Origin of the sequence: Candidatus Hinthialibacter antarcticus (assembly GCA_030765645.1) — a bacterium.
Lineage (GTDB): Bacteria > Hinthialibacterota > Hinthialibacteria > Hinthialibacterales > Hinthialibacteraceae > Hinthialibacter > Hinthialibacter antarcticus.
Genome location: JAVCCE010000015.1, coordinates 1 through 14,260 on the forward strand (window position 1 = coordinate 1; position 14,260 = coordinate 14,260).

Consider the following 14,260-nt stretch of genomic DNA (forward strand, 5'->3'; position numbering starts at 1 on the left):
AGGTCACGATTAGTTTGGGCGGACCAAAACTTTCGCCGCCTTCGACCGCGCTGAGGTTCACCGGGGCGCCGCTGGTCGCTTCAAACAGCCAGCCATAATTCGGGGCTTCGCCCAGCGTCCATTTTTGTACGCTGGCGGTCACGTCGATATCAACCACCGAAAAGGCTTCCGGGGTGAATTCCGCGACCGGCTCCTCACCGACTTCGACGCCATACTGTGGATACACGCCGTCTTCGACAAAGGTCTCAAACGTCACCGAATCTTCATCAAAGTAGGTGTCGATCTCTACGCCCAACACTTCTGAATTATGCGGCAGAATCTCATCGACATACACAACCGCGTCGCCGCCGTCTTGCACCCACAACGTCAACAGAGCAGAGAGCACAGTCCCCCCGTCGGGGATTTGACCGTCAGCCGCGCCGATGATGTTATCAAACCGCAACAGCCCCAATTCAACATCGTCTTCTGAATTGCGCTCCAGTTGGATCGACTGACTGGCGCCGTAATTTGTAAAGTAGCGATTGCCGTTGTTGCCGATCCAGACGTCTTTCACGCCTTCATACCCATTCACGCCATTTTCAAAAACGTAGGTTCCCGAGGTCGCCTCAACGGTCAAGCGGGTGACGGGCTCTGAGATGGGCGTTTCCGACGAAAGGTGTCCGAAGCCGTTGCTGGCGTCTTCAGCAGGAACAATCGCGAAGCCATTATTCGGCAGCCCGTCTGAAAGTTCTTGTATGAGTTCAGTAATGTCCCCGCTCCAAATATCCCCGACGCCTGCGGGGTCATGGAACAGTTGTACGGAGAGTTCGGAGACGTGCTGCCCAACAAGCGGGTCTTCAAACGTGCCCAAGCCGCCATTAAACAGGTTGTTAAACGTGACCGTCTCTTCATCCCATTCAATCAGCAAGTTTGAAAGCGTCGATGATTGGCTCGACGAACCCGAATTCGTCACGACGGTTTGCAGCTCCGCCTTCACAATCTGCGCACCGGGCGGCACCTGGTTGGGGCCATCGCCGAAGAGGCCGTTAAATTTGAACAAGGCGATGTTGCGCCCGCCCGAATCGCTGCCATCCCATTCAATCTGAAATTGGTTTCCGTCGGGGTTGTTTTCAAAATTCGTATTCCGGTCCGGGTTGCCTGACATCACGAACGAGTCGTCGGTTCCTTCGTAGCCGTTCAACCCGTTCTGGAACTCGAGGGTGCGTTCTTGCGCCCAGGCGGGGACGGTAAAGATGACAAGTGCGACAACAAAATAAGCATATTGTTTCATGGGTTTGTTCCCTTTCCGATTGATCGTTATTGTCCGCTGACTGCATTGACGGGTTCCGCAATAAATGGCACATCAGCCATGCCGGGGCGAATCGCGTTTTCATACGCCGATTGACCGAACACCGGCGCCGCATCCGCACCGAACCAATTTTCGATAACTTGCGCATATACCGAGCGAAAATCAACGTTATATTTCAGGTTGCCTCGTGACACGTCTTCCAAATCAGGCTGTCCGCCGTAAACGCCGCCTTGAATGCCGCCGCCGAACAGAAACATACAATTGGCGGCGCCGTGGTCGGTGCCCAGGCTGCCGTTTTCATATACGCGGCGCCCAAATTCTGAGAATGTCATAATCATCACCCGGTCTAAATTGCCTGACTCGCGCATCTCTGTGAGAAAGGCGTCGACCGATTGGTCGAACCGCCCCATCAAGCGGGGATGCGAGCCTTGCTCCAGCGGGTTCGCCGCAGCAACTTGATTGGAGTGAGTGTCATAACCGCCCTGGCTGACGTAAAAGATTCGCGTCTGAAAACCGGAGCGAATAATCTGCGAAGTCAAACGCAAGCCGCGTCCAAATGAATCATCCGAATAGGATCCATCTGGAACCAACTCCGCCAGCGCCGACGCAGTGGCTATATCTTGAATGGACGCCTGCACCGCATTGGCGCTGCGCTGTAAGAAGTCAATCTGCGGGTCAGACGCCGTCAGTTGGTTTAATTTGTTGATGGCCTGCAAGCGAAGGTCAGCGTCTTCGTTGGCTCGAATGGAATAATCTGAAGGGTTCGAAATCGCGGGCGGCACATAAAAATTCGCCCCCGCCAATGAATCGGGCACGCTGCTTTTACCCGCAATCAACATATCCAACGGGTGCGAATCGCAGCCGTCGCACTGATTGTCATAGAACCGCGCCGCCCAGCCTTTTTCCAGCGGAAACTCCAACGGGTTCTGCCCATACTCATAGATGTCAGTCGAGGTGAAATGAGACTGGTTGGGGTTTTCATAGCCGACGTTTTGAATGACGCCGACGTTGCCCTGTTGGTACCAATCCGCCAAGCGCGACAATTGAGGGTGAAACCCATTCAGCCCGTCTAAATTAATTTCAGACCCGCGCGGCACCTGAATATTGGGCCGGGTTTGCGCATCATAATAGATATCGTCCGTACGCGGGATCACCGTATTCAATCCGTCCATCCCGCCGCCGTGTTGCAGAATGACGAGAATGCGCCCATCGGCGTCGGCCTCAGCGCCAAACAGCGCTTCGGCGGAATGGGCGATCCATGTGGGCGTAGTCGAGAGGGCGGAATAATAAGCCATGCTCGAAAGGCTGGCTAGCATCTGGCGTCGAGTCAGCTGCATATCGTGCTCCTATTTTTGTTGATACTTGGGCATGGCCATCATCAAATGCGCCAATCCATTCACGCGGCGACGAAACGCCTCGCGTCCAGTTTGAACGCCTTGGGCGAATTCAATGAGCACGTCCATCTCTTCGCCGGACAGCGGCTGCTGCAACAAACGCGACCGCAAATATTCGATCACGCCTTCATGATCGTCTTCGTTTCTTGCATGATTTTGATCGAGCAAAAGTTGGGTTTTCTTGCGATTAAGAATGCTGCGCCGCGAGATGCGGTCGGCATAGTTAAAGCGATTGATGATGCTGCTGGAATTGATCCAGGCGCGGCCATGAATCCAACCGTTCACGGAAGGCGGCGAGAACAGCTCCATGCCCATATTCGCCAGGTAAGAACGCGCCGTGGTGGTATAGCGCGGTTCTTCAACGCCTAAACTGCGCAACGCGGTCACCATGTAATCGACCGGGTGTTTGTACATGCGAAAGCGGTGTTCGGCGTCGTAAAACAATTTCGATTCAAACAATACCCGCAACGCCTCGCGCACGTCATAGTTATAGCCATTCGGCGTTTGGGAATAAAAAATCTCCGCCAGTTCTTCAACAGCGGGATGACTGATAGCGATATCTTCATTCACAAACCAGGTGATTAACTTCCAAGCCATATAGAGCGAGGTCGCAGGCAGGCGGTCATGGGCGGGGCTGATTCCGCTCTGGCTGACGTGAGTCAAGACCAGATCAATCACTTGTTCGGTGTCTTCACCGCGTCCGCGATGATTGAACATCGTTCCGAAGACGATCTTCGGCTCGCGGTCGTGTTTCGCAGGATGGAAAAAATACGTGTATGGGTAATCGAGTTCACAGACGGTCTTAATGGTTTCGCCCGTTAACGCTCTGGAAACTTCCCGGACATCATCTTCGCTGTAATTGCCGATGCCCATCGAAAACAGTTCCATCAACTCGCGGCCATAATTTTCTTGAGCGCGGCCTTTGAAATTATCTTTGTTGTCGAGATAAATCAGCATCGCCGGGTCGCGCGTCACAGCCCGGAGCAGGTCGCGAAACGCGCCATGCCCCGTGCGGCGCAGCAACTCGTTCTGACAATGCAACAAACGCGCCGTGATACGGTTGCGACGCGCTTCGTCCGGCGCCAACGTCCCCGACGTGCAGTTCTGGTCTTCCGGCAGCGAACCGTCATTGCCGTCATTCACAGCGCCCGACACGCCGTCCCGAACCTTGCTCCACTCTGAAACAAAGTGGTCATGAAGAAACAGCGTGAAGATTTCCTGCAACGGCTGGTGCGTGTGGACCATCCGATAGATCCACCAGCCCTGCAACGCGGCGTCCGTTTCGGGATTTTTGATCCGCTGAAACTCGTCAAAGTCGCGCAACGATTGGATGTGGTCATCAAGCGAACGGTCGTCGGGGTCATAATCAACCAGCGCTGATACGGCGGGTTGCATCCCCATGTTCGCTAAAACCGCGTGTTCTTCAGGCGTCCCGCCAAATGCGGTTCGGCGACAGAGGTGCGCCGCTTCCGCTTCGGCCCAGGGGCCTTCATACCGCTCCATATAAACCATTCCCAAGCACCTCGAACTTGCTCATGGGCAAGGTATAGACAATTCTTATTTCTTACATTTGAATTGATCGAGTCAAATTATACCCTCTATCGTTACAAACAATAGTAAGATACGGGTTTTTTGTCACACAATTCTACTCAAATTCATCAAGTATATTGAAAACAATCTCATAACTACCTTATATAACTTGTCTTGACTAACAAAACTCCATTTTTAAATCAGGCGAAAAATGATGAAAGTTCCTAACCCATCTCATAGATCCAGTAAACTCTACTTGTTTTCCACCTGCCTTCCTTTTTTTTAAGGGGAGTGGCGTCGAAGGCGCCGGGGGGATTCGGGCGCAGCACGCTGCGCCCCTACATCCAGTAAGCTCGTCGAAACCTGTTTGGGTAAGAACATACCCTACGGCTAACTCTTATGGACTGGCCTTCAGCTTTGGCTCGCCACCCAGCCGCCTTTGTTTTTTTTAGCCCCTCCTTTTTTATAAGGGGGGTGGCGTCGACGGCGCCGGGGGGATTCGGGCGCAGCGCGCTGCGCCCCTACATCCAAGTTACAAGTAATAGCCCGCACTGAAGCAAGCAGAGTTGTACCCGCGCCGTACGAAATGATGAACAATCAAATGTTGTTAGTTGTTTAGGCGCATCACCGCTTTTCGTACCGAAAACGCATCGTCGCCGGAAAAAACCAAATGGCAGGTTTGACCATCGCTGCTCATCCAAGCGGGTGGAAACGAACTGGTCTCGCCAGGCCCTACATCCCACAGTTCAGTGAAATAAACCGTCGTCCACGGCCCCCAAGGTTCGGGCGCGTCGTATATCCCAAAGCCGCCCGAAAACCGGGGCGCGGCGCCGGGCAGCGTCTGACACCACAGATAGCGTTTAAGGCCCGCGTTGTAAGTAATACCTGAGCGGTAGCATCGACCTGGGTGCTCAAACATCGCTCCGCGTTGGTTCAAATTCTTCGTCCAAAGCGGCGCACCGGCGTCATCCAAACCTTGAAAGAATTCATACGCCTTGCGGTCTTTGATATTCGCTTGATGAACTCGAGCCATCACCATACGGTCAGAAGTTTCATAGGCGCTATCAGAATCTTGGGAAACCAGATAGACATACTCGTCTCGCGCCTTGGCGTAATTCTTGCCAAATTGAACAAACGTCGGACAACCGAAACTGGTTTCAAATGTCCAAGGCGCCCACTGCCAGGTTTTGCCGTAGTCCTCTGACCACGCCAGCTGCGCATTATCAGCGTTACGCGCGAGCAGATACAAAACGCCGTCGATCATCAACAGACCGCTGGCTTTTTTGCCCTTGGCGCCGTCGCCAATTTGTTCGATATCAGATGAGCGCAGGTTTTCTCCCCGAAACGCACCCGGAGTTCCAGACACTTTGACCAACCCCAGGCTGAGTTTTTTCTCGACAAACGGTTCGAATCCAAATCCATCACCGTAGGCGGTATATAACGCGCCGTCGTCGGCCCATGTGATCGGCCAGTTGTCGCCGCCCGGCGCCTTGCGGGTGATTGAATCCATTGGCGCCCATTCGATGTCTTTGATTACAGGGCTGGGTGGATACGGCGCTAAAGAGGTTTTCGACGCGGCGTCCATCAGTGGATTAACGAGGCACGACTCAATCCCGCCCCAGAAACTGTCCGGTTGCATCTGCCCGCCCATTCGAACCACGACCATATTCATGCTGGGTATGACAATCAAAATCTGGTTGCCTGCTCCCGCTCCCATAAACGCGTCTTTGGGTAACTGCTTGAGTACGCCATCCGAATTGACCCACCAAGCCAGCCCCGCTCTTGGCGTCGGGCCTTCGCCCGGGCCGCGATAGGGTTCCGGCGTCCCCGCGTCGGAGGTCACGAGCCGACCCCACTTGGCGTCAAACAGACGGCGTCCGTCCCAATCGCCGCGCCGCAACATCAGGCGGCCGATGCGGGCGACCGCGCGCGCGGTGAATGCCCCGCCGCCCCAGTTGGCGACCATGTCCATGCCGTCAACCGAATAGGTCTTGCCGTAGCCGATTGACCAATCGTCGTCTTCAACGCCAATCGGGCGCATGATGCGCTCACGCAGCAGCGTACGCACATCTTGATGTTCGCCGCCTTGCAACGCGGCGGTGATGCAATACGACAACAACGCCATGCCGGGGTTGCTATATTCATACCCGGTTCCCGGCTTAAACGACATCGGCGCCCAGTCGCGTGAAATGGTGAACGGGTCGGGCTCGCGTTGCCAAAAGCGCGTCTTCCAACCGCCGATATCAAAATGCCCCAGGCTGTCGTTATGCGCATCGGCAACGCCGGACGAGTGTGTCGCTAGATGGCGAATCGTAACTCCCTCGCGGGTAGAATCGCCCTGCCATTGGGTGATGTATTTTTCAGCGGGATCATCCACCCCGATCAATCCGTCATTCAGCGCCAACAGCAGCGACATGCCCCCGACCAGGGCTTTGGCCAACGAAGCGCTATAGTGTTTTTTATGCGGCCCGAAGTCCGGCGCATACCATTCGCATACCACCTTATCATTGCGAACAATTAATAAGCATTTGGTATCGCGCTCACGCAGGGTCTCAACTAGGCGCTCGACGCCCTGCTGCGTAAACCCTTGCGCTTCCGGCAGCGCGGGCATCCAATCAAACACGGCTTTTTTTTCTTGCGCTGCAACCAGCGCTATACTCACACATGATAGAGTGACGACTGCGAGAATGGTTTGAAGCGAATTTCGCAACATGGCTTGGATCCTCACGATAGAATGACCTTCACCCAACACAATACAGGAGAGGCTCAGGTCTTTCTATGACAAATCTGAATGAAGGAAACGGTCTAAAATGAAATTCACATTCAAACTCTCATTAACGCTAATCATGCTGATGGTATTGACCTCTTTGGGTGGAGCGCAAACCGTGCAAGAAAATCAATCATTGAATGAAAAAACCATCATGCGGCTTGGACTGGAAGCGCGCATCGACCCACAAGTTCGCAATCAACGCGCGCAAGAACTCGCAACCATGATCCTCAATGCGAAAACCGAAACCGTGCATGAACAGATGCGCCCGATTCAAGAAGCGCTGCTCTTACTCTGCGACCGCCGGGTCATGCCGACCTTGGAACGCAAGACAATACAAATGATTGACGACGCGCTCGAAAAACACATCACCATCGAAGAGATCGACCGCAGCGTTCGGCTCGACCGTTTATCGTATGTCTATGGGTTCTTCAATCATGATGTTTCACCAAAAGAGATCATCAAATACCGCGAGCAGTGGGCGTCGCTATCGCTCGAAGAAAAAGCGTCCCGGTATCCGACCTATATTCACCTATTTGATCTGGTGTGTAAGCCGTTGTCGGTGGGCCCGCTTGATTCGCCCCAAGAAACCGCCCAAGCGCTCGAACTGGCGGCTCCGTTGCTCAAGCAAATGGTCACCCAGCCCCCGCGCCCCGGCACGGCCTTTCATGAACCCAGCCACGCCGCGCTGGTCTTAGGCCCGCTCTATGAACGCTGGGCCGATACAGCAGACTATGGCGCGATCATTCAAAAACATTTGGGCAGTCGCGAAGCATTTCAACAGATGCTCACAGCCCAACTGGTCGGCGCACAAGACCAACCGTTGAAACTCGAAAAGATGGAACACACGTTTTACGCTTATTCGGGGCGCTATTTGGCGAATGCACTGGCGCGATTGAACGCCCGTTCCGCCGTTCCAGCGCTAAAGAAAACTCTCGACGTCTATCAGCAAACCGGTGCGGCGCCTGCCTCCATTCAATACACAGTTCGCGCACTGGTCGCATTAGGCGACAAAGACGCCCGCGCCGAATTTGAGAAGACGCTCGCAGAAGGCGAAGGGCTAAACGACCTCGCCTGGCTGGCGCGTAATGGACAAGGCGAAACTTTGCAATACGCGCTCAACCACCTCGGCAAGCAGTTAAACGTCGATCCATCACACGCATTAAAAGCCTATTTCGAGACGCAACTGGCAGCGATGAAATAAGATCAAATATCTTTGCATCTAAATGCCGTAGGCGAAATCATTTTGCTGCGCTCACGATGACACTGACTTAAACGCTACAAACCAAAACCGGTGCGGGTGCGTCTCTGTGAGCGCCTGCGCAACAGGGCCTGAAAGCCCGCACCGAAGCGAGAAGAGATGCACCCGCACCCGTGATAAGCAATTGTCTATGTTAAAAATCCCTGTTACATGCAATATAAATCTGCGCTTTAATTCTATCGGTCAAACATACTTTTGTTTCGTTTTGAACTTTATTTTTTTTGGGGCAACCATGTATTCATTCCGCAACATACCGGTCATTAATTTAATAGCATCACTCATTCTTATCTCAGCGTTCGCCGTTCACGGCGATGACCGCGCCGACGGGTTCTATGATGTCACCGAACAATCCGGCGTCGACTTCGTCCACACCGACGGCGCCAGCGAGCGCTACTTTCTCATCGAAACCGTCACCGCAGGCCTCGGCGCCTTCGACTATGACAACGACGGCGACATCGACCTCTACTTCGTCAACGGCGCCGCTTTACCGGGACGCGAATTTGAGTCGCCGCCGGTCAACCGCCTCTACCGCAATGACGGCAACCTAAAGTTCACCGACGTGACCGAAGAATCGGGCGCGGGCGACTCCGGCTACGGCATGGGTTGCGTGATGGCTGATTATGACAACGACGGCGATCAGGATATCTTCGTCTCCAACTTCGGCGACGACGCTCTCTTACGCAACAACGGCGACGGCACGTTCTCCAATGTAACCCAACAAGCAGGCGTGAACGATCCGCGCGCCGGCGCCGGCAGCGTGTTCGCCGACTTCAACCATGACGGCTGGCTCGACTTGTTTGTTGCGAATTACGTCCACTGCCCCACCGACAAAGAAGAAACCTGCACCCGCCTCGGCGTCCGGCTCTATTGCGACCCCAGCACATTTGAAAACGTCTATCCGCCTCAACTCTCCAGCATGTATTTCAACAACGGCGACGGCGCGTTCCGCAACGTCAGCAAAGAGTCAGGCATCGAAAATTTTGAAGGCCGGGGCATGGGCGTCGCCGCCGCCGACTACGACAATGACGGCGATACCGACATCTATATTGCGAACGACGTGTCCGCCAATTTTTTGTGGACCAACAACGGCGAAGGCGTGTTTGAAGAAATGGGCATGTTCACCGGTGTCGCTTACGATCAACACGGGCGCGAACAAGGCAGCATGGGCTGCGATTGGGGCGATTTTGACGGCGACGGCTGGCAGGATGTCATCGTCACCAGTTACCAGCGACAATCCAACACGCTATACCGCAACACCCGCGACGGCGCATTCCAAGACGTCACCATCCCGGCGGGCATTCTCGAAGGCAGTATGGAAAACGTCAGTTGGGCGGCGCTGTTTTTTGATTACGACAACGACGCCGACAATGATCTCTACATCGCCCACGGCCACTTGCAAGTGAATATAGAAGACCTCGAACCTGCGGTGCATTACAAAAGCCGCGACCAGTTATTTCAAAATAATAAAGGCGCATTCACCGACGTCAGCCAATCCGCCGGGCCGGGCTTTCAGGTTCCACTCTCGACCCGCGGCGGCGTGTACGCCGACCTCGACAACGACGGCGACCTCGACCTCGTCACCAATAATTCACGCGACCACGCGTTGGTGTTAGAGAACGTCCGCAATAACGGCAATGAATGGATCACCTTGAAACTACAGGGCAGCGACAGCAACCGCGACGCCATCGGCGCCCGCGTCACTGTGCGCGTGGGCGATCATGAACAACTGAAAGAAGTGCGGGCGGGCAGTAGTTATCAAAGCCATTACGATAACCGACTGCATTTTGGCTTGGGCAAAGAAAAAAGTATTGATGAGATCACAATCACCTGGCCCAGCGGCGCCGAGCAGACACACAAAAACGTTCCATCAAAACGCTTCTATCTCATCAAAGAAAACGGCGGGATCAAGTCAATTCAATAAAACAGCGGGTAATGATTCCAGCGCGGGTGCAACTCTGTGAGCGCCTGTGCAAAAGGGCATGAAAGCCCGCACCGAAGCGAGCAGAGATGTACCCGCGCTGGTAAACCTTTTGCGCGAACAGATTGAGAATATTTCTGTGAGATATCTATTGCTTTCGCCGCGAGAGCAACGCCTGATAGCGTTTTTTATAGACCGGATTGTTGGGCTCTAACCTGACGGCGTTCTGCATGGCGTCGATGCTTTCGTTGATGCGCCCGTTTATGTAAAAGAGGCGGCTCAGTAGATCATACGAAATCGCAGACGGGTCTAATTCCACCGCATCCTGAGAGAGCGACAAAGCAATCTTGGGGTCGCGACGCAAATTCACCAGACAATCAACCAACCCTCGCAATGCGTTCACATTGTCCGGCGTCAAACTGACAGCGCGTTGCAGAAACGGTTCCGCCTCGTCATAGCGTTTTTGCAGACCGAGTAACACTCCAAGCCGAAATGCGTATTCGCCGTTGTTGGGCTTTGTTTTCGTCAGCCAGCGTAATTGTGTTTCGACAAAGCGGTTTTCTTTACGCTCCATCGCTAGATTCACTGCCGTCAAGCGCGCATCTATATCATTGGGAGCCAGCGCAATTGCGGCGTCCAATTGGGCGATGGCGTCTTTATCTTTATCCAGTTCAAATAAAATCTGCGCCAGATCAAAATGGGTCGTCACTGCGGCGCGGCGCGCAGAAACGTCGTCGCTCATTCGCGGCGCTTCATCAAAAGCGGTGTGTTCTTGCTTGCGCTTCTCCTGGAACTCCACCATCAGGGCTTTGGCGGCTTCCATGTCGCCCTGTTTTCGCGCAATCTGCGCTTGCAAATAAATTGGCTCGGTATATTCATCGCTCTTTGAACGTAAGGTTTGGACCCATTGCAATGATTCGTCGAGTTTGTTCTGGTCGAACAAAATTCTCGCGGCGTAATACAAACTCGAAAACTCGCCCGGCGTTTCTTTTATACCCGTTTGAAAAACTTGCAATGCTTCATCAGGCCGGTTCAGGCGTTCCAAACTTAGCCCCAAACGCAAAAAACCTTTGGGGTATGCTGGACTCTCCAACACCGTCTTGCGATACCATTCAACGGCGTCTTCGTATTGGTGCAAATGAAAGTAGCAGTTAGCGATCATCCCCAAGAACAATGAGTTTCGGGGGTCCATCTCGAATGCCCGTTGAAACGCCTGCAACGAATCCTCATAGTGCACAGCGCGAAAATACGCCATGCCCCGGGCATACTCATACGCACTACTATCGCTGTCACCCGCAACTCCATCAATCTGCTTCAGCGTGTAATCCAACACGGTGGCGGGCGTGACGGATTCGGCGAACCCAGAGACGGCAATCGTCATAAAAATCAGCGATGCAAAGATGCACTTCATTTTCAGGTCATTCGCAAAAAATAACATATTCACTCACTCGTCAAACTAGAATTCAACAGGTATGGTTTTGTCTTGGTTTGGCTTGATCGCGTTCAAATGTTCAAACCGTTGCGTCTTGCCCATTTCCGGTTCGCCAATTTCAACGGTGTATGAGCCTTCTGTGAAAATTTTAGGCCGGAACGACGCCCCTTTGATGCGAATCGCGTAGACCAGTTCTCCATTCGATTCATTCAATACGCGAAACACCGGGTCGCGCATTCCCTTCACATCGAAGGTCGGAAGATGGCCCCAGGCCTTTCGCCCGTATTGATCAAACTGGTGTACCGTAATCGGCCAGCCGGGATATTGCCCCTGGTTTCCGTCCGCCGGGTTTGAATAGCGCGGCCAACATTCCATGGTGATCGTACGGTCGGCCTTATTGAATTTTACGATGCCGTATCCGGTGGCGCGGTCATAGAGAATCTTCGGTTCGCGTCCCGTGTAATGCGGGTTTGAAACCGCATGGACTGTCATGCGGTTACCGAAGCCGTCTTTGTAATCGCCCGTATAGTTTGGCTCGCCCGGTTTATGGTTGCCGCCCGTCTGCGGCGGGAACCAACGCCGGGGAAACACGTTCGCCGCAGCGGGAACGCAAAACGCATACGGCGCGTCGTTCCAATCATCAATCCCATATTGAATGACGCTGCCCAAATGCTGATCGCCCGCGAGGTGGAAAGCATAGCCGCGTTGCAGTTCGCGCAGCGCTTTGTTGCGCCCGGTTTGGGGCCAGCCGTTTGAATCCATATCTGCGACGGCCTTATCGCCCTCGGCATATTCGCCCGGCGGCAAGATACGCAACGTGGGGACGACATTGTCTTGCATGGCGCTTGCGGGCAGCGTGGCGACGTTTGCGAAAATGGTTTGAGAAATCACGCATTTCATTTCTACGCCGGGCCGCCATGTCCCCGCCCAGTCGCGTAGAAACGAAAGTTGACGGTCGCCCAATAACACCGCGCCGGGCGCGTCGCCCTGAGTCGGAGCGTCGAAGTCTTTGTTTTGCGCCCAACCGTTTGTCACTTGCGCTTGCGGAAGCATGACAGTCGGCGACGATTTAAACTTGCGGTCTTCAATCACGGCAAAACTGACGCCGCCGTAATCCATCTCGCCGTAATAAACGCCGATATTTTGTTGAACGGGCGCCGGATCATACGCGTCGGGATGATGGCTGGTTTGCGTTCGTTCCACCATTCTCACCCACTCGGCGGGCATGGTGTATCCGCCGCTGTCTTGCCCCGGTTTGCCAACGCCTACGGCTTTTTTTCCTTCCATGCCCCAGATGTTGCCGTGATACACATCATGGTCGTCGGGCAGACAAACGCTGGGGCGGTCTTTCATCAATTCGCCATACGACCATCCCAATAAATACCATTTTCTCAAATAGTCTATTGACGCTTTATCGAGAGGGCTGCGCTGTACGCCATAGCCCGCCACGCCTTCATATATCTGGTCGCCGGTAAACGCCAGCACGTCAGGATTATGGACGCGCAAAAATTCGATCATTTCTTCGTTAGGAAAACCAAAATCATTATTGCCGGTGAAACCCGCAACGACCAACGTATCTTGATCAAGCGGTTCTTTGCGAACCACGCCTTCATAATAAAAATCTCTGTCTTCACCCTTGTTCGAGCGCATGAAATAGGCGACGCGATAGGGAACGTCGCTCGAAGCGTCCCAGTTTTCAATACGAAACGTCGCGGTACGCGCCATCGGGTCAATTAACGCTTGAGCGATCTCGTTCCATTCAGAGCCAGACTTGGTTTGCAAGCGCGCCGGCTGCGCGTCGTTCGCGCCGATGGGCGGCATTTGAGCGGTCATTTTTAATACGCCGCGATGAAGGGTGTATTGCGTGAAGAGCACCGGGCCAAACGCGCGATCAGGGTTCGCATCCACCTTGGCGCCGTTGATCGTCCAGTCGTCAAACCAGAAGCGCACATCCCCCGGGTTGGCTTTCTCTTTCGTCGCGGGATTTTTATGATTCACCAGCGCGAGACTGGCGTGTAGGCGCTCCGCCAACACGCCAGTTCGACGAAAGGTTGAAATCTTCTCCCCCGTTTTTGGGTTCAACGCAGTGATCGCGACCGAATAATCTTGATTATAAGGTTGAACGGATACCTCTAAAATCGTATCTTCAAAATTGATGCGCGAGACGGGGCCGCTGGCCTCATGGTCGCCAATGCACAGTTGCCCGTTTGAAGCGATTCCAACTCGAAGCCCCCGCCCGAACACGGCGCGGCGGCGGTAGTCGCCGATGGGGGTTTGTGCGCCGACCAAAAATCCCACCCAGCCGTCCGCCAGATTGTCATCCAAGTAGCCAAGCCTGACGCTCATGGTGAAACCTTCGGTTCGGTCTGAGAGTTCACGCGTCAACACATGCACATTTCGATTGGGGCCTCCCGCAACGCATTCGAGACGGCCATTGGCGACTTGCCAGTCTTGCAAGCGGTTCGCCCAAAATTCCGGCCCGGCCCAAACACGCTCAATGCCGTCCGCCCAAGCAGCGTTAAAAGGTTCGGCGTTCGTTAGAGCAGGCGTTAAGCAAAGCAAAAAAAGCGCGGTAAAAAATCCACGAGAATTCGACAACATGTTAAAATCTCCTCAAATGATGATTCCGTAAGCATTCACTATACAAAACGCTCAATCGCTTGACTATCC

The 14,260-nt window shown here is 53.9% G+C and carries 8 protein-coding genes; 2 read left to right on the plus strand and 6 right to left on the minus strand.

Annotated features, from left to right (window positions below; all coding sequences use genetic code 11):
- The 4 genes from P9L94_04600 to P9L94_04615 form a co-directional block, all read right to left on the minus strand.
- Positions 1-1,270 (minus strand): DNRLRE domain-containing protein (locus P9L94_04600; protein MDP8243339.1); only part of this gene is annotated, 1,270 nt, incomplete at its 3' end.
- Between the two features lie 26 nt (positions 1,271-1,296).
- On the minus strand, positions 1,297-2,625 hold the full coding sequence (locus P9L94_04605; GenBank protein ID MDP8243340.1) for a DUF1501 domain-containing protein: 1,329 nt from the start codon (positions 2,623-2,625) through the stop codon (positions 1,297-1,299).
- A gap of 9 nt (positions 2,626-2,634) precedes the next feature.
- Entirely contained in the window at positions 2,635-4,194 is a 1,560-nt protein-coding gene (locus tag P9L94_04610) for a DUF1800 domain-containing protein (protein ID MDP8243341.1), read from the minus strand.
- A 625-nt stretch (positions 4,195-4,819) separates the two neighbouring features.
- Positions 4,820-6,925, minus strand: a complete 2,106-nt coding sequence (locus P9L94_04615) for a serine hydrolase (GenBank protein ID MDP8243342.1) — start codon at positions 6,923-6,925, stop codon at positions 4,820-4,822.
- A gap of 97 nt (positions 6,926-7,022) precedes the next feature.
- Between P9L94_04615 and P9L94_04620 the strand changes: the two genes are divergently transcribed.
- The gene (locus P9L94_04620) at positions 7,023-8,183 is read left to right on the plus strand and encodes a hypothetical protein (protein MDP8243343.1); all 1,161 of its coding nucleotides are present in this window, start codon (positions 7,023-7,025) and stop codon (positions 8,181-8,183) included.
- Between the two features lie 289 nt (positions 8,184-8,472).
- On the plus strand, positions 8,473-10,161 hold the full coding sequence (locus P9L94_04625) for a CRTAC1 family protein (GenBank protein MDP8243344.1): 1,689 nt from the start codon (positions 8,473-8,475) through the stop codon (positions 10,159-10,161).
- A 145-nt stretch (positions 10,162-10,306) separates the two neighbouring features.
- On the opposite strand, the gene P9L94_04630 is transcribed toward P9L94_04625, so the two are convergent.
- Entirely contained in the window at positions 10,307-11,596 is a 1,290-nt protein-coding gene (locus P9L94_04630; protein MDP8243345.1) for a tetratricopeptide repeat protein, read from the minus strand.
- An 18-nt stretch (positions 11,597-11,614) separates the two neighbouring features.
- The gene (locus tag P9L94_04635; protein ID MDP8243346.1) at positions 11,615-14,191 is read right to left on the minus strand and encodes a hypothetical protein; all 2,577 of its coding nucleotides are present in this window, start codon (positions 14,189-14,191) and stop codon (positions 11,615-11,617) included.
- Positions 14,192-14,260 lie beyond the last annotated feature (69 nt).